At 67.9% G+C, this 17,068-nt stretch carries 15 protein-coding genes and 1 tRNA gene; 13 read left to right on the forward strand and 3 right to left on the reverse strand.

What is annotated here, in order from left to right; all coding sequences use genetic code 11:
* Window positions 1-23 precede the first annotated feature (23 nt).
* Genes lgt through ABD989_RS08480 form a run of 4 tightly spaced genes read left to right on the forward strand, consistent with a single transcriptional unit; the run spans window position 24 to window position 3,971 of the window.
* Entirely contained in the window at window positions 24-1,334 is a 1,311-nt protein-coding gene (lgt, locus tag ABD989_RS08465) for a prolipoprotein diacylglyceryl transferase (RefSeq protein WP_345313153.1), read from the forward strand.
* A gap of 10 nt (window positions 1,335-1,344) precedes the next feature.
* Complete coding sequence (pyk, locus tag ABD989_RS08470) at window positions 1,345-2,778, forward strand: pyruvate kinase (protein WP_246996445.1); 1,434 nt, start codon at window positions 1,345-1,347, stop codon at window positions 2,776-2,778.
* A gap of 18 nt (window positions 2,779-2,796) precedes the next feature.
* Window positions 2,797-3,711: an acyl-CoA thioesterase gene (locus tag ABD989_RS08475; RefSeq protein ID WP_246996443.1), complete on the forward strand. Its 915-nt coding sequence runs from the start codon at window positions 2,797-2,799 to the stop codon at window positions 3,709-3,711.
* Entirely contained in the window at window positions 3,711-3,971 is a 261-nt protein-coding gene (locus ABD989_RS08480) for a hypothetical protein (RefSeq protein ID WP_345313154.1), read from the forward strand. Before ABD989_RS08475 ends, ABD989_RS08480 begins: the two co-directional genes overlap by 1 nt.
* On the opposite strand, the gene ABD989_RS08485 is transcribed toward ABD989_RS08480, so the two are convergent.
* Window positions 3,940-6,000 (reverse strand): CocE/NonD family hydrolase, encoded by a 2,061-nt coding sequence (locus ABD989_RS08485; protein ID WP_246996439.1) that lies wholly within the window; start codon window positions 5,998-6,000, stop codon window positions 3,940-3,942. The genes ABD989_RS08480 and ABD989_RS08485 overlap by 32 nt on opposite strands.
* Before the next feature lie 189 nt (window positions 6,001-6,189).
* Between ABD989_RS08485 and ABD989_RS08490 the strand changes: the two genes are divergently transcribed.
* From ABD989_RS08490 to ABD989_RS08530, 9 genes are all read left to right on the forward strand, one after another.
* A tRNA-Leu gene (locus ABD989_RS08490) sits at window positions 6,190-6,271 on the forward strand.
* 61 nt (window positions 6,272-6,332) lie between these two features.
* The gene (locus tag ABD989_RS08495; protein WP_246996437.1) at window positions 6,333-6,953 is read left to right on the forward strand and encodes an ANTAR domain-containing response regulator; all 621 of its coding nucleotides are present in this window, start codon (window positions 6,333-6,335) and stop codon (window positions 6,951-6,953) included.
* A 58-nt stretch (window positions 6,954-7,011) separates the two neighbouring features.
* The gene (polA, locus tag ABD989_RS08500) at window positions 7,012-9,738 is read left to right on the forward strand and encodes a DNA polymerase I (RefSeq protein ID WP_246996435.1); all 2,727 of its coding nucleotides are present in this window, start codon (window positions 7,012-7,014) and stop codon (window positions 9,736-9,738) included.
* A 51-nt stretch (window positions 9,739-9,789) separates the two neighbouring features.
* Window positions 9,790-11,205 carry a serine/threonine-protein kinase gene (locus ABD989_RS08505; RefSeq protein ID WP_246996433.1) on the forward strand — a complete coding sequence of 472 codons (1,416 nt, stop codon included), beginning with the start codon at window positions 9,790-9,792 and terminating at the stop codon, window positions 11,203-11,205.
* A gap of 124 nt (window positions 11,206-11,329) precedes the next feature.
* Window positions 11,330-12,181: an ABC transporter substrate-binding protein gene (locus tag ABD989_RS08510; protein WP_345313196.1), complete on the forward strand. Its 852-nt coding sequence runs from the start codon at window positions 11,330-11,332 to the stop codon at window positions 12,179-12,181.
* The gene (locus ABD989_RS08515; protein ID WP_345313155.1) at window positions 12,178-13,131 is read left to right on the forward strand and encodes an amino acid ABC transporter permease; all 954 of its coding nucleotides are present in this window, start codon (window positions 12,178-12,180) and stop codon (window positions 13,129-13,131) included. Before ABD989_RS08510 ends, ABD989_RS08515 begins: the two co-directional genes overlap by 4 nt.
* A gap of 11 nt (window positions 13,132-13,142) precedes the next feature.
* The gene (locus ABD989_RS08520) at window positions 13,143-13,895 is read left to right on the forward strand and encodes an amino acid ABC transporter ATP-binding protein (protein WP_345313197.1); all 753 of its coding nucleotides are present in this window, start codon (window positions 13,143-13,145) and stop codon (window positions 13,893-13,895) included.
* Window positions 13,896-13,958: 63 nt separating this feature from the next.
* Complete coding sequence (locus ABD989_RS08525) at window positions 13,959-15,098, forward strand: helix-turn-helix domain-containing protein (RefSeq protein WP_345313156.1); 1,140 nt, start codon at window positions 13,959-13,961, stop codon at window positions 15,096-15,098.
* Window positions 15,095-15,592, forward strand: a complete 498-nt coding sequence (locus ABD989_RS08530; protein ID WP_345313157.1) for a GNAT family N-acetyltransferase — start codon at window positions 15,095-15,097, stop codon at window positions 15,590-15,592. The genes ABD989_RS08525 and ABD989_RS08530 overlap by 4 nt, the downstream gene beginning before the upstream one ends.
* A gap of 19 nt (window positions 15,593-15,611) precedes the next feature.
* Here the strand turns inward: ABD989_RS08530 and ABD989_RS08535 are convergent, their stop codons facing one another.
* Together ABD989_RS08535 and ABD989_RS08540 are read right to left on the reverse strand one after the other, a co-directional pair.
* Window positions 15,612-16,436 (reverse strand): class I SAM-dependent methyltransferase, encoded by an 825-nt coding sequence (locus tag ABD989_RS08535; protein WP_345313158.1) that lies wholly within the window; start codon window positions 16,434-16,436, stop codon window positions 15,612-15,614.
* A 39-nt stretch (window positions 16,437-16,475) separates the two neighbouring features.
* Window positions 16,476-17,003 carry a 2'-5' RNA ligase family protein gene (locus tag ABD989_RS08540; RefSeq protein ID WP_345313159.1) on the reverse strand — a complete coding sequence of 176 codons (528 nt, stop codon included), beginning with the start codon at window positions 17,001-17,003 and terminating at the stop codon, window positions 16,476-16,478.
* Window positions 17,004-17,068: the final 65 nt, after the last annotated feature.

A 17,068-nucleotide genomic window follows, 5' to 3' on the forward strand; every position in this document is an offset into this window, starting at 1 on the left:
GTAAGTCCGTTAGGGTGGCACGCGTGAGCGACACGACCCTTCTGGCGTACATTCCGAGCCCGTCGCAGGGCGTATGGGAGGTGGGCCCGTTCCCACTGCGCGCGTATGCGCTGTGCATCATCGTCGGCATCGTCGTCGCGGTGTGGTGGGGCGATCGTCGGTGGCGGGCGCGCGGCGGCCAGCCCGGTGACGTGCTCGACGTGGCGCTGTGGGCGGTGCCGTTCGGCCTGATCGGTGGTCGGCTCTACCACGTCGCCACCGACTGGCATCGCTACTTCGGGGAGAACGGCCGGGGCTTCGGTGCCGCGGTCGCCATCTGGGACGGCGGCCTGGGCATCTGGGGCGCCGTCGCGTTCGGTGCGGTCGGCGCGTGGATCGGCTGCCGCTGGAAGGGCATCAAGCTGCCGTCCTTCGGCGACGCACTGGCCCCGGCGATCCTGCTGGCGCAGGCCATCGGCCGTCTCGGCAACTACTTCAACCAGGAGCTCACCGGCGGTCCCACCACCCTCCCGTGGGGCTTGGAGCTGTATGTGCGTCAGGACGGTGCGGGCAACACCGGGATCGCCCTGCCCGACGGCGTCTCCACCGGCGTGGTGCACAGCGTGGTCCATCCGACCTTCCTGTACGAGATGCTGTGGAACATCCTCGTGGTGATCGCGCTGGTGCTGCTCGATCGGCGTTTCCGGATCGGACACGGTCGTCTGTTCGCGCTGTACGTCGCCGGCTACTCCGCGGGCCGCTTCGGCATCGAGTTGCTCCGCACCGACTACGCCACCGAGATCCTCGGGGTGCGCATCAACGTCTTCACGTCCGCGATCGTCTTCCTGTGCGCGGCCCTGTACTTCGTGATGGCTCCGCGCGGCCGCGAGCTCGGCCTGTCGATGTACTGGCCGAAGCGGGCCGAGGAACTGGCCGCCGAGGGCGAGCTGGGTTACGTGCCGCCCGCCCTGGAAGACGACGAGGCCGACACCGCCGCCGAGGACCAGACGGACGCCGACGAACTCGAACCCGAGACCGACGAGCTCGAACCCGAGACAGACGAGCTCGAACCCGAGACCGACGAGCTCGAACCCGAGGCCGACGATCGTGATGCGTCGACCGTCTACACCTTCGAGTCCGATCCGGCCGCGCAGGTCGGCGGCATCGAGATCCGCGAGGTGATCGCCTCGGACGAGGATTCCTCGATGGTCGTGGTGGAATCGGCTGCCCAGGCCGAGACCGACGCAGCCGAATCCGACGCCGCCGACACCGATTCCGACGAACCCGACGTCGCCGACGACGCAGAACCCGAGGTGGACGGATCCAACCGGGAAGGTTCCGACGCGAAGGACTAGCCTTGGTCAGGTGACTCGTCGAACCAAGATCGTCTGCACCCTCGGACCCGCCACCAATACTCCAGAGCGCATCACCGAGCTCGTTGAAGCCGGCATGAACGTCGCCCGGATGAACTTCAGCCACGGCACCCACGAAGACCACCAGAGCGTGTACGAGGCGGTGCGCCAGGCCTCGGCGAACACCGGTCAGCCGGTCGGCATCCTCGCCGACCTGCAGGGTCCCAAGATCCGCCTGGGCTGGTTCGAGGACAACGGTCGCCCCAACGGCGCCGTCGACTGGAAGACCGGCGAACAGGTCCGTATCACCGTCGACGAGATCGTCGGCAACCACGACCGGGTCTCCACCACGTACAAGCAGCTCGCCCAGGATGCGGCGCCCGGTGACCGTCTGCTCGTCGACGACGGCAAGGTGGGCCTGGTGGTGGAGGGCGTCGAAGGCAACGACGTGGTGTGCCGCGTCACCGAGGGCGGCACGGTCAGCAACCACAAGGGCCTGTCCATGCCGGGCATGAAGATCTCGGTGCCGCCGCTGAGCGAGAAGGACATCGCCGACCTGGAGTTCGCGCTCGGACTGGGCGTGGACATCGTCGCGCTGTCGTTCGTCCGCAGCCCCGGCGACATCGAACTGGTCCACGAGGTGATGGACCGCGTGGGTCGTCGCGTGATGGTGGTCGCGAAGTTGGAGAAGCCGGAGGCCATCGAGAACCTGGAGGCCATCGTGCTGGCCTTCGACGCGATCATGGTGGCCCGCGGCGACCTCGGCGTCGAGATGCCGCTGGAGCAGGTGCCGCTGGTGCAGAAGCGCGCCATCCAGATCGCCCGCGAGAACGCCAAGCCGGTGATCGTGGCGACGCAGATGCTCGACTCGATGATCGAGAACTCGCGCCCGACGCGTGCGGAGGCCTCCGACGTGGCCAACGCGGTGCTCGACGGCGCGGACGCGGTGATGCTGTCCGGCGAGACCTCGGTGGGCGCGTTCCCGTTCGAGACGGTGCGGACGATGAGCTCCATCGTGGTCGCGGCGGAGGAGAGCCGCCGCGAGGTGCCGCCGCTCAAGCACGTGCCGCGCACCCAGCGGGGTGTGCTGAGCTACGCCGCGCGCGACATCGGCGAGCGGTTGAACGTCTCGGCCATCACCGTATTCACCGAGACCGGTGACACGGCACGACGGATCGCGCGCCTGCACTCGCGGCTCAAGCTGATGGCGTTCACCACCCGGGAGCTCACCCGCAACCAGCTGACCCTGTGCTGGGGCGTCGAGCCGTTCCTGGTGCCCAAGTCACCGTCGACCGACGCGATGATCGATCAGCTCGACGCGTTCTGCGAGTCCAATGGCATGGTCAAGCGCGGCTCCGTGGTGGTCGTCGTGGCGGGCGCACCGCCGCAGGTGCCCGGCTCCACCAACCTGTTGCACCTGCACCGCATCGGCGAGCAGGATCACTGACTCGGATAGGTTTGTGGGATGACCCGCAATCTGAACGACCCGAATCATCGGATCGCCTCCGAGGCCGAGGGCGGCGACTTGGCCAAGCTCCTCGAGCTCCTCGAGCTGGAGCAGCTCGAGGACGATCTGTTCGTCGGTCAGCACCCCGAGCAGAAGACCGCGCGCACCTTCGGCGGGCAGTTGCTCGGACAGGGCGTGATGGCCGCAGGCCGCACGCTCACCCGCGGGCATCCGCCGGTGCACGCGCTGCACGCGCACTTCATTCGCGGCGGCGACGTGAACAAGCCGATGGAATACCGTGTGCAGCGGTTCCGCGACGGTAAGGCGTTCGCCAACCGTCAGGTCACCGCGATGCAGGACGGTGCGGAGGTGTTCACCATGCTGGTGGCCTTCCAGGACAACAACGCAGGCCTCGAGCACGCCGTGGAGATTCCGCTGGTGCCGTACCCGGAGGAGCTGCCGGCGCTCGGCGAGCACTTCAAGGGCTACGAGGAGCAGGTCGCGCTGTTCGTCAACGCGCTGCACCCGATCGACATCCGGTTCGCCAACGACCCCACGTGGAAGATGAAGGATGCGGGCGAGACCCTCACGCACAACCGCGTGTGGATGAAGACCGACGGCGACATGCCCGACGATCCGCTGCTGCACGTCGCGGCGATGGCCTACGCGTCGGACACCACGGTGCTCGACTCGATCATCACCACGCACGGCCTGTCGTGGGGGATGGATCGGCTGTTCGCGGCCACGGTCAACCATTCGATGTGGTTCCACCGCGAGTTCCGCTTCGACGACTGGCTGCTGTACGCCACCGAATCGCCGGTGGCCGCCGGATCGCGCGGCATCGGTTCGGGTCGCTTCTTCATGCGCGACGGCACGCTCGCCACGTCGGTGGTGCAGGAAGCGCTGATCAAGTACTTCCCGCCGCGCAACTGATGAACGAGTCGCGGGGGCCGGCGATCGAGTACTTCCAGCCGCCCGGACCGTATGTGCCCCGCAACAGTTGGCGACGGCGCTCGGACACCTGGGTGTGGGTGGTGAGCATCCTCGCGGGGGTGCTGCTGGCCGCGGCGGCGGTGACCGCATTGATCGTCGGCATGCGCAACCACGACGCCGCGACCCCGGATCGAGAATCCGGGGCCGCGACCGTCTACCCGTCCGTGGTCACTTCAGTGGTCGGTCCACCGGGACGTTGACCCAGCTCGGGTTCTTCGGATCGATCTCGATGAACTGCGGACCGAACTTCGAGTTCCACATCGCCGGACCCAGCGGAAGAGCCTTGGGTGCGTTGAGGGAGTAGATGTCGATGCGCAGTCGGTCGCCCGGGCGCAGGGCGGCCTGCGTCGGGGTCATCGGGATGTCGAGCGCGATCACCTGACCGGGGCGGACCGGCTGATACTTGTCGATGGACAGGTAGAGGAACGGATCCACCAGGTCGCCGTTGGCGGCGAACTGGCTGCGGGAACGGTCCACCGCGCGCAGTGACACCATCAGCTGGCCCATCGAGACCACCTGCGACCGACCGTCCGGCGACACGATGTTCACCGTGGCGTGCCAGTAGCCGTCGGTGGCCTGCAGTCGCTGGTTGAGATGGATACCCGGCCAGCCGGACAGGCGCGTGGTCTTGGTGACCGGCGCGGAGGTGAAGGTCTGCGCGGACAGTTCGGCGAACCGGTTGTCCCGACCGCAGAAGTCCAGCAGCGCCGTCACGCCGGCGGCGCCCTGCGCGCCGTCCTTGCCGCACACGTTACTCAGACCGGGCGTCACCACGCGGGTGGCCCGGGTGGTGGGCGCCGACGACGACAGCGAGCCGTCCCCGGCCACCGGGGTCGACACCGAGCGCGACGGTTTGCCGGTCAGGTACTGCCGCTGATGGGTGTAGCCGGGCAGCGGGAACGACGGTCCCTGCACGAAGTTGTCCCGCGGCATGGAGGCCAGCGTCGCCGGCGAGTACCGGTCGATGCCGTTGTCGATGCCCTTGAGCCAGCGGTCGTACCAGGCGCGGGCGAGCACGTTCATCTTCGGCGGATTGCCGGGCGTGCCCAGCTGCGCGCCGGTGGTGACGTGGTAGCCGTCGTCCATGATCAGCTTCTTCTGGCTGTCCGGCAGCTTCGAGAGCCCGGAGAGCAGGCGGGCCTCGCTGTTGGTGAACAGGTCGTTCCAGCCGCCGATGGCGAAGGTGGGCGTGGTGACCGTGGACAGGTCGGTGTGGAGCGAGGCACGACGATTCGAGTCCGCGCTCAGCAGGGCGCGGGTCTCACCGGTGACCTGACCCGGGTGCTGCACGGTCAGCGCCTGCAGCATCACGTCGAAATAGGTCAGCGGGTCCTTGGCGCGGTCGCCGAGCCACTTCCAGTCGAAGGTGCCGTTCAGCATGGACGCCACGTTCGGGATCATCTTGCTGGTGTTGACCAGCGCCAGCCACATGGACAGGAAGCCGGCGCCCACGCCGCCGCCCGGGGCCACCACGTCGCGCAGAATGTCGGCGCCGGGCACCACCGGGAAGATGGCGCCGAGCTTGCCGGGGCGATCGGAAGCCGCCTGCAGCTGGTTGATGGCCGAGTACGACGCGCCGGCCATGCCGATCTTGTCGGTGGACCAGCGCTGCTTGCCGACCCAGTCGATCACCTCGACGGTGTCCTTGCGTTCCCGCTCGCCGAAGACCTGCCAGGTGCCCTGCGAGAAGCCGGTGCCGCGCACGTCCACCACCAGCATGTTGTAGCCGGAGCGGATCAGCTTGGGATCGTAGGAGAAGCTGGTGGCGAAGCCGCTGCGCAGCGAGCCGACGAGTTCGTTGTAGCCGGAGAGCACGGTGCCCTGCAGGTTGATCGCATTCAGCAGTTCGATCAGCTGCGGCATGAGGACCGGGTAGTTCACCACTTCGGCGGCCAGCGCGCTCACCATCTTGGTGTAGGGCGTCATGTTGACGATGGTGGGCAGCTTCTTGTCGATCGGCTTGCCCGCCTGATTCGCCGGTCGGATCAGGTTGCCGCGCAGCACGGTGCCGTCGCTCATCTTGATCGGCACGTCCGGCGTCACCGCGTAGCCGGGGTACTTCTGCGGGCCCTCGGCGGTGCGCGTCCACTTGGCGCCGAGTGCGCCGAAGACCGCGGCGTCGGCGGTCGCCGCTGACGTCGGCCACAGGCCGGCACCGGCCGCGATGAGCAGCGGGATCAGGAACACCGCGAAGGATCGGAAGAGCCTTCGCCGAACTGTACGAACCATGTGATGAACAACTCCCCAAAGTCGTTGTGTGAAGCAACCTGTCAAGTTTCTGTGACGTAACTTAGCGGACGGTGAAACAAAAGTCGATGGTGTGCTTCATCGGGCGGGTGTCGGAGCCCGATTACCGGTGGACCCGAGCCGGGCCGTACACTTCTGTCTCGTCGCACGCTCGCGTGCGTTCGCACACCAGCCCCGGTGGCGAAATTGGCAGACGCGCCGCACTCAAAATGCGGTCTCGAAAGGGGTGCCGGTTCGAGTCCGGCCCGGGGCACACGTTTCCGGCGTGGTCGACGACCGCGCTCACCACCGCTGAACCGGGAGAGTGCAGGGCGATGAGCCAAGCCGGGTCCGCACCGGACCAGCCGCACGCACATCGCGTGGTCGTCGCCGAAGACGACTCCCTGATCCGCATGGATCTGTGCGAGATGCTGCGCGACGAGGGCTACGACGTCGTCGGTGAGGCCCCGAACGGTCAGGTGGCCGTCGATCTCACCGAGTCGCTGCTCCCCGATCTGGTGATCATGGACATCAAGATGCCGGTGCGCGACGGCATCGATGCGGCCAGCGAGATCGCCCGTCGTCGGCTCGCCCCCGTGGTGATGCTGACTGCGTTCTCGCAGCGGGACTTCGTCGAACGGGCCCGCGACGCCGGCGCCATGGCCTACCTGGTGAAGCCGTTCAACCAGTCGGACCTGGTGCCCGCCATCGAGGTGGCGCTCAGCCGTTTCCGGGAGCTGCGGGCGCTGGAAGCGGAAGTGGCCGGCATCAACGAGCGTTTCGAGACGCGCAAGCTCATCGAGCGGGCGAAGGGTCTGCTGATGGAGAAGCAGGCGCTGACCGAGCCGGAGGCGTTCCGGTGGATTCAGACCAATGCGATGGACCGGCGCGTCACCATGAAGGCGGTGGCGCAGGTGGTGGTCGAGACCCTCGGCGGCGACGCGCCGTCGGTCTGACCGGCCCGCCTCACCCGCCCGCCCGAACCGTCGTACCGGCTCACTACACTCGGACGATGTGAGCCCAGCGCAGACGTCCTCCAGTCCCAGTACCCGCGGCACGTCGGAGAAGCGGCCGACGCTGATGCTGCTCGACGGCCATTCCCTGGCCTATCGCGCCTTCTTCGCGCTGCCCGCGGAGAACTTCAAGACCAATACCGGGCAGTCGACCAACGCGGTCTACGGCTTCACGTCGATGCTGATCAACCTGCTGCGCGACGAGGAGCCCAGTCACATCGCGGCGGCCTTCGACGTCTCGCGCAAGACCTTCCGGTCGGAGATGTTCCCCGACTACAAGGCGCAGCGGTCGTCGTCGCCCGACGAGTTCCGCGGCCAGGTGGATCTCACCAAGGACGTGCTCGACGCGATGGGCATCCCCGTGATGGCGATCGACGGCTTCGAGGCCGACGACGTGATCGCCACGCTCGCCACGCAGGCCGACGCGGCGGGCTACCGCGTCCTGGTGGTGACCGGCGACCGCGATGCGCTGCAGCTGGTCAACGACAACATCACCGTGCTCTACCCCAAACGCGGCGTCTCCGAACTGACCCGCTTCACTCCGGAAGAGGTGGAGAAGAAGTACGGACTGACCCCGGCGCAGTACCCGGACTACGCGGCGCTGCGCGGCGACCCGAGCGACAACCTGCCCGGCATCCCCGGCGTCGGCGAGAAGACCGCCGCCAAGTGGATCCGCGAGTACGGCTCGTTCGAGGAACTGGTCAACCGGGCCGACGAGGTGCGCGGCAAGGTCGGCGACTCCCTGCGGGAGAACCTGGCCGGCGTGATCATGAACCGTCGTCTCACCGAGCTGGTCCGTGACATGGACCTGCCGCAGGGGCCCGACGAGCTGGCACTGCACGGGTGGGACCGCGACCGTATCCACCGACTGTTCGACGACCTCGAGTTCAAGGTGCTGCGCGACCGTCTGTTCTCCACGCTCACCTCGTCCGAGCCCGAAGCCGAAGCCGGTTTCGAGGTCTCCGGCACGCGGCTGGGCGCGGGGGAGGTCGCCGCGTGGCTGACCGAGCACGCGCAGACCGGCCGCAGCGGGCTCGCGGTGACCGGCGCCGCCCGCGTGGTGGGTTCGGAGGCGACGGCCGTCGCGATCGCCGCCGCCGACGGCGAGGCCGCCTACCTCGACCCGATCGCGCTGACCTCCGAGGACGATCAGGCGCTCGGCGCCTGGCTGGCCGATCCGGAGCGGCTCAAGGCCGTGCACGAGGTCAAGTGGGCGATCCATGCGCTGCACGGCCGCGGATGGACGCTGGCCGGGGTCACCTCGGACACCGCGTTGGCCGCCTACCTGGTGCGGCCCGGTCAGCGCACCTTCAATTTGGACGATCTGGCGCTGCGCTACCTGCGGCGGGAACTGAAGGACGATGCGGGCGGCGACGACGGCCAGCTCTCGCTGCTCGACGGCGACGAAGACGAGCTCGCGGCGTCGAACCAGTTGATGCTGTCCGCGCAGGCCGTCGCCGAACTCGCCGACACCCTGGACACCGAACTCGAACGCATCGAGTCGGTGCCGTTGCTGCGCGACATGGAACTGCCGCTCGCCTTCGTGCTCGCCGAGTTGGAGACCACCGGAATCGCGGTCGACGTCGCACAACTGCAGGAGCTGGAGCGCGGTTTCGCGCAGCGCGTGCGCGACGCGGCCGAGGCGGCCTACGAGGTGATCGGGGAGCAGGTGAACCTCGGCTCGCCCAAGCAGCTGCAGGTGGTGCTCTTCGACAAGCTCGACATGCCGAAGACCAAGAAGACCAAGACCGGCTACACCACCGACGCCGATGCGCTCGCCTCGCTGTACGAGAAGACCGAGCACCCGTTCCTCAAGTATCTGCTGGAGCATCGGGACGCGACGCGCCTGAAGGTGACCGTCGACGGCCTGCTCAAGACCGTCGCCGACGACGGCCGGATCCACACCACGTTCAACCAGACGGTCGCCGCGACCGGGCGGCTCAGCTCCACCGAGCCGAACCTGCAGAACATCCCGGTCCGCACCGACGCCGGACGGCAGATCCGCGGCGGCTTCGTGGTCGGCGAGGGCTACGAGTGCCTGATGACCGCCGACTACTCGCAGATCGAGATGCGCATCATGGCGCACCTGTCCGGCGACGAAGGCCTGATCGAAGCCTTCAACACCGGCGAGGACCTGCACAATTTCGTCGGCTCGCGGGCCTTCGGCGTGCCGATCGACGAGGTGGACGCGCAGATGCGGCACCGGGTCAAGGCGATGTCGTACGGCCTGGCTTACGGGCTGTCGGCGTTCGGTCTGGCCGCCCAGCTCGGCATCAGCCGGGACGAGGCGCGCGATCAGATGGACCAGTACTTCGCGCGGTTCGGCGGGGTCCGCGACTACCTGCACGAGGTGGTGGTCGAAGCCCGCACCAAGGAGTACACCGAGACCCTGTTCGGGCGACGCCGCTACCTGCCGGACCTCAACTCCGACAACTTCCAGCGCCGCCAGGCCGCCGAACGGATGGCCCTCAACGCACCGATCCAGGGCAGCGCCGCCGACATCATCAAGGTGGCGATGATCAACGTGGCGCGCCGCCTCGATGCCGAGGGCTTGGCGTCCCGGATGCTGCTGCAGGTGCACGACGAACTGGTCGTCGAGATCGCCGCGGGGGAGCGGGACACGGTGGAGCAGTTGGTCCGCGAGGAGATGGGCGGCGCCATCGCACTGTCGGTGCCGCTGGACGTCTCGGTCGGCTTCGGTCGGTCCTGGGACGACGCGGCACATTAGGCCATGCCGGTTATCTCGGGTTGACAACGGATGACCGTTTAAGCTCTGGGAATGTTCGCGGATCGAGTCAACACCCGTTTCGGGCCGTACCAGCTGCAACAGCTGTTGGGCCGCGGTGGCATGGGCGAGGTGTATCGCGCGTACGACACCGGCAAGCAGCGGACGGTGGCGCTGAAGCTGCTGCGCGCCGACCTGGCGCGTGACCCCGTCTATCGCGAGCGATTTCGGCGCGAATCGATGGTCGCGGCTCGTCTCGGCGAGCCGCACGTGATCCCCATCCACGACTGGGGCGAGATCGACGGCCTCCTGTACATCGACATGCGGCTGGTGCAGGGGCCGGATCTACGGAAAGTCCTGCGGACCGAGCAGCGCCTGGCCCCGGCGCGGGCCGTGGCCATCACCGAGCAGATCGCCTCGGCATTGGACGCGGCGCACGCGGGCGGACTGGTCCACCGCGACATCAAGCCGGAGAACATCTTGGTGGGCGATCGCGACTTCGCCTACCTCGTGGACTTTGGAATCGCTGCCGCGCAGGCGGATACGCGTCTCACCCAGGTGGGGTCCGCGATCGGTTCGGTGGCCTACATGGCACCGGAATTGTTCGACGGCGCGCCCGCGAGCCCGGCCAGCGACGTGTATGCGCTGACCTGCGTGTTGTGCGAGGCCCTGACGGGGCGAGCGCCGTTTCCGGCGCCGCCGCCCGTCGCCAGTGCGGTGGTGCCGGGCGTGCCACAGGCAGTAGATGCGGTGCTCGCGCGCGGGCTGGCGCGGGATCCGTCGATGCGGTTCGGCAGCGCCGGCGAGTTGGCGGCCGCGGCGCGGGCGGCGCTGTCCACGCCGGAGAGCGCGCGTGCCCACACGATGGTGGCCCCGCCGCCCGATCGGGGCGTTCCGGGTGTGGACTACCCGGGCCCGCCACCGCCACCTCCGCGGTCGAAGTCGGTGGTGCCGGCGCTGATCGCCGTCGTGGGCACCGTGGTGGTGTTGGCGGCGGCGGCGCTGGTGGCGCTGATGATGCTGTCGGGGCGCGACGCCGACGAGGCGGCATCCGCCCCAGCGGACGCGGGGCAGCCACTGACGTCGTCGGCGACGGTGCAGCAGGTGCCGACACCCTTGTCGAACACACCCGTTTCGGCCGCGCCGCCGACGTCGCCCACGGTGCGCACGTATCCGGCGCCCACGCCGCACATCACCGCGAGTGCCGATCCGTCGGCCCCGGGGTACATCCCGCCGCCGCCTCCGCTCGACTCTGCGCGATATTTCGCTCAGTTCGGGGCGTTCAACACTCTGGATGCAGCCCGCGCCAGCTCATCGGAGCACTACGGCGCCGTGGTGGTCGACGGCTATGTGGTGGGAAGCAGCAGCAGGTACGTCGTGGTGCGCGCGACCACTTCGTGGGATGAGGCGGAGCGTGTGTGCGCCAAGTTCGCGGAAGGTCAGTGCTATCCGCGTGAGCGCGCCCGATAGTAGGCAACCGTCGGGTAGGTTCAGTTCTCGAACTCACCGGTACCTGGGCCGGTGGCCGAGGGAGGAGCTGCCGGTGCTGCGCGGATCATTGCGACCCTTCGCCGCACTGCTCGCGATCCTGGTGATGCTGGTGGCGACGTCGTGCACCAACGACGAATCGGCGCTCGACGTCCAGCCGATCACCGTGCAGGTCGGCGAGCAGCCGGCCATCGCCGCGCTGGTTCCGCCGAAGATCGCGAGCAGCGGCGTACTGCGGGTGGGTACCAACCCGCCGTACCAGCCCAACGAGTTCAAGAACCCGCAGGGCAAGATCGTCGGTTTCGACATCGACGTGATGGAGGCGATCGCCGCCGTCCTGGGCGTGCAGCCGAAGTTCTTCGAGTCCGACTTCGACAAGATCATCCCGGCCATCCAGGCCGGCACCTTCGACATCGGCATCTCGTCGTTCACCGACACACTCGAGCGGGAGAAGCAGGTCGACTTCGTCACCTACTACCGGGCCGGTGTGCAGTGGGTGCAGCGGGCCGGTGACAACGTCGACCCGGATAACGCCTGCGGGCTGCGGGTGGGCGTGCAGGCGACCACCGTCGAGGACACCGACGAGGTGCCGGCCAAGAGCGCGGCCTGCGTGGCCGCCGGCAAGCCGCCGATCGAGAAGGAGAAGTTCGACGCCCAGGACCAGGCGGTCACCGCGCTGCTGCTGGGCAAGATCGACGCCTTCTCCGCCGACTCGCCGGTGAGCGCCTACGCGGTGACCAAGGTCGCCAAGATCGGTGAAGACCTGGAACTGGTCGGCCCGATCTACGACGCGGCCCCGTACGGCATTCCGCTCCCGAAGGGCTCGTCGCTCGGACCCGCGGTGCAGCAGGCCATGCAATACCTGATCGACAACGGCTACTACCGGCAGATCGCCGAGCATTGGGGAGTCGAAGCCGGAATGATCGAGACCTCGCAGATCAACGGAGCGCAATCATGAGCCCCACACCGAGTGAATCCGCACCGGATTCGGCTGAGTTCGAGGCCGCGGAACCGGGACCCGCGCCGATCAAAGCGGTGCCGCTGCGTCATCCGGGGCAGTGGATCGCCGCGGTCATCATCCTGATCCTCGCCGGACTGTTCATCTACGGTGCGGCGACCAACGAGGCCTACCGGTGGTCGACCTACGCCGACTATCTGTTCGACACGCGGATCATCGAGGCGGCCGGTTGGACGCTCGCGCTCACCGTGCTCGCGATGATCCTGGGCGTGGTGCTCGGTGTGATCTTCGCCGTGATGCGCCTGTCGTCGAACCCGGTGCTGCGCTCGGTGGCGTGGCTGTACCTGTGGGTCTTCCGCGGCACCCCGGTGTACGTCCAGTTGGTCCTGTGGGGTCTGTTCGGCTCGATCTACAAGCAGATCGACCTCGGCATCCCGTTCGGACCGCAGTTCTTCCACATCGACGTGCAGTCGATCAACGCGGCGTTCCTGTTCGCGGTGATCGGCCTCGGCCTCAACGAGGCCGCGTACATGGCCGAGATCGTGCGCGCCGGTATCGCGTCGGTCAACGAGGGGCAGATGGAGGCGTCGGTGGCGTTGGGCATGACGTGGACGCAGACCATGCGCCGCGTCGTGCTGCCGCAGGCCATGCGGGTGATCATTCCGCCGACCGGCAACGAACTGATCAGCATGCTGAAAACCACCTCACTGGTCACCGCCATACCCTTCTCGCTGGAGTTGTACGGACGCCAGCGCGACATCTCCAGCCTCAACTTCCAGCCGATCCCGATGCTGCTGGTGGCGTCCACCTGGTACCTGGCGGTCACCAGCATCCTGATGATCGGCCAGCACTACCTGGAGAAGCATTACTCCAAGGGGGCCAGCCGCATGCTGAGTGACGATCAACTCGCCGAGCTCGCCCGCGCCGAGGCGACGGAGGGCGGCCGATGAGCGCGACGCCCATGGTGCAGGCCGAAAGCGTCTGCAAGAACTTCGGCGCCCTGCAGGTGCTGCGCGGGATCTCGCTGGAAGTCCAGCACGGCGAGGTCGCGTGCCTGATCGGGCCGTCGGGGTCCGGCAAGTCGACGTTCCTGCGCTGCGTCAATCACTTGGAGAAGGTGAACGCCGGACGGTTGCGGGTCGACGGTGATCTCATCGGCTACCGCGAGCGGGGCGGCAAGCTCTACGAGATGAGTCCGCGCGATGCGGCGCGTCAGCGTCGCGACATCGGCATGGTGTTCCAGCACTTCAACCTGTTCCCGCACCGCACGGTGCTGGCGAACGTGATCGAGGCGCCGATCCTGGTGAAGGGGCAGTCGCGCGACGAGGCCGTCGCGCGGGCCGTGGACCTGCTCGACAAGGTGGGCCTGGCCAACAAGGCCGACGCCTATCCGGCGCAGCTGTCCGGCGGTCAGCAGCAGCGCGTCGCGATCGCGCGGGCGCTCGCCATGGATCCGAAGCTGATGCTGTTCGACGAGCCCACTTCGGCGCTCGACCCGGAACTCGTCGGCGACGTGCTGGCGGTGATGCGCGACCTCGCGCAGGCCGGCATGACCATGCTGGTGGTGACCCACGAGATGGGCTTCGCCCGCGAGGTGGCCGATCAGTTGGTGTTCATGGCCGACGGCGTGGTGGTGGAGCGCGGCGATCCGCGGGAGATGCTGGAGAACCCGCAGCACGAGCGGACCAAGACCTTCCTGTCCAAACTGCTCTGAGCCTCGGGTCGCGGTACGACCAGATCATTGGGATTGTCCCAATCTCCCAGTACGATCGGAGTCATGGACACGACTACGCGGGAAATCGGGGAGCGGATTCGGCGTGCCATGACCCCGGGCATGACACAGCGCGACCTGGCAGACCAGGCCGGGATGACGCCGGACGCTCTGTCCCGTGCGCTGAACGGGCACCGTGGATTCGCGACTGTCGAGCTGATTGGTATCGCCGATCTGCTCGACGTCGATCTTCAGTGGCTTGCGACCGGTCGCCACGATCCGCGTCAGGCCAGGTTGGTCGCGCGACACGATTGGGATGCCGCGTCCGGCCGACGGGTCAACGGCGGACACAGTATCGACATTGAGTTGTTGACTCCGGTCCTCGAGCTCTACCACCAGGCGTATCCGGCAGGAGTGCCGTCGAGTAGGAAGCTGCCGAGCAAGGCTACAGACGTTCGCGAACGGCTGGGTGCCGATTTTGTCATACAGTTCGCCGAGCGGGTTGAGGCGGTGTTCGAGGTGGACGTCGTTCGATTGCCATCGCTGAACACCGCATACTCGACGATGCTGGAGGGCGAACGAGGCCTCGTCGCGTTGGTCGCCGAAGTGCACTGGTACCGCAACAACTGGTCGCTCGCTCATGAGCTCGGCCATCTCGCCTTGGGGCATTCGGCGGCGGATGTGTCCGAGGAGGAAGCTCAGCGGCAAGAGGCCGAGGCGAACAAGTTTGCGGAGAATCTGCTGCTGCCTCGCGAGCTGATGAATGGCGTCGGTTGGGCAGCGATGAGTCGATCGGAGTTGGCGACGTTCCTCTGGCGGCATGGCGTGTCGACGAAAGCGCTGAAGAATCGGATCGCCTACCTGAAGATTGCCGTGCGGGCGGACGTCCTCGAAGCACTCGAGCTGTCGACGCCGAAACTTCTGACGGCGTATCTGCCTGCGGACCCCGAGGATCCGCACGCGTTTGCCCGACGAGAACAGGATTCGGCTGCGCGGCGGTTTCCGCTCGGACTCCTCGACACGTTGACCAGACGCGTAGCCGAAGGTCGCGTCGCACCGGAACAGCTCGCGTGGGCGCTGGGCGTGCCGGTGGAGACCGTCGAACCCGACGACGAAGCACTGGCCGATCAGTACTTCCGCGACATGGCGCACCGTGCGCCGTCGAAGGCTTCGGTCGAGCGGGCGGCGACGCAACCTGCCTCATGACGATTCACTGGTCGCTTCTGACGACGAAGAAGGAAGCGCGTTGTCTGCAGTCCTTCACCTGCATGGATCCCACGACTCGAGGGGGCCGTCCCTGGGAACATCAAGCCCAGGCAGTGCTGCGGAGATCGGGTGCGAATCTTCCTGCTGCTTGCTTCATTGTGGTGGGAGAAGAACACGGCACGCACGTCGCCGCGTGCATGTTGGAGGCCGTCGCACGCGGGAAGGACCTCGAAGTCTTCGTCTTCTGTGCGGCGGTGGGTGTTGATCATCGCTGGCGCGGAGGGGAGACGGCGAATCGTTTGATTGACGAAGTGGTCCGCGAATGTCGACGCCGCGCACGTGACGCGGGGTGCGAGACGATGTCGATCCGAGGAAAGATCGGCGTCCAGAACGCCGCCAGTCAGTTCCTGGCGAAACGATTCGGTCTCGAGCCGGACCCCGAATACGACGATTTCTATCAGTACTGGTTCTGTACGGTCGCAGTCGACGCGTGACCCGGCTGGTCGGGCCCGCTCAGGCCGGCTTGTGGCAGGCGAAGATCGCGGTGCCCGGGAACAGGGCGCCGCGCAGCGGGGACCACTGACCCCATTCAGCGTCCAGGTCGTCGGGCCACTCCGGCTCGACGATGTCGTCGAGCACCAGGCCGGCGGCCACGATCTCCCGCACCCGATCGCCGATGGTGCGGTGGTGTTCCACGTAGGAGATGTTCCCGTCGTCGTCGACCTCCGAGTACGGCGTGCGGTCGAAGTACGACAGGGTCACCGTGAGCCCCTCCGGGCCGGGATCGTCGAGGAACATCCAGCGCATCGGGTGGTTGGTGGCGAACACCCAGCGGCCGCCCGGCCGCAGCACGCGGGCCGCCTCCGCCATCGCCCGCGCCGAGTCGGCGACGAACGGGATCGCGCCGAACGCCGACGTCATCAGGTCGAAGCTGTTGTCGGCGAAGGGAAGTCGTTCCGCGCCGGCCCGCACCAGCGGCACCGGGGCGGGATCGTCGGCCATCGCGGCGACGGCGTGCGCGAGCATGCCGATGGACACGTCCAAGCCGACCACTCGGGCGCCCTGGGCGGCCATCCACCGCGCGCACGGCGCGGAGCCGCAGCCGACCTCCAGCACGTCCAGGCCGGCGACGTCGCCGAGGAGTCGCACCTCTTCTTCGCGGAGGCGTTCCGGGCCCCAGACGAAGTCGCCGCCGGGCACCTCGTTGCCCAGGAACACGCCGTGCTCGGCCTGGTAGTCGTCGGCTTGCTCGTCCCACCACGAACGGCTGGCCGCTTCGCTGGTCGCCGAATCGAGGTCGCCGAGCACCCTGGGCGGCCGCGGTGCAGGAGTGGTCATGGCCCCCCAGTGTAGGTGCCCGAGTGTGGGTGACCGGCACTAGAAGGGCGCCTCGACCACGACATCACGCGCGGCGTCGCCGTCCCAGCGGCGTATCGCGGTGAAGGCGACGGGCTGATCCGTCCGGTCCAGCAGCTCCAGGGCCGCGCCGACCTGGTCGCCGGTGAGGCGGCGCGCCAGCGTCATGTGAGCGGTCCATCGGCCGGGGCGGGTGTGGCCGAAGGTCTGTGTGGCGTAGGCGTCGAGCGCTGCCGCGGCCTGCGCGTGCAGGGCGAGCAGTGCCGCGTTCGGCACCACGGCGACGGCCAGCGTGTAGCGACCGCGCCCGGGCAGCGCCACCGGCGGCCCCAGGTGGGCGGCGAGGGGGAGATGCGTCGCGAGTTCGGGGAGCAGGGCGTCGACGTCGGATGCGATTCGGGGCGCTGCGATCAGCGTGCAATGCGGGCGATCGGTCGGGGAGGCGGGCCGTCGCACCGCACGCAGGCCGGCGGCGGCGAGCCGATCCCAGGCGGCGCGCAGCACGGCGTCGGTCTCCGGGCCGGGGAGCAGTTCGAGGGAATGGGCCACGAGACGCCTTTCGGTAGGACGGTGCACCGAGCGTGCGTTCGGCCCCGTTTGTGCAGCGCAGAGGT

It is taken from the genome of Gordonia alkaliphila, from assembly GCF_039542465.1.
In the GTDB taxonomy this organism is placed as follows: Bacteria; Actinomycetota; Actinomycetes; order Mycobacteriales; family Mycobacteriaceae; genus Gordonia; species Gordonia alkaliphila.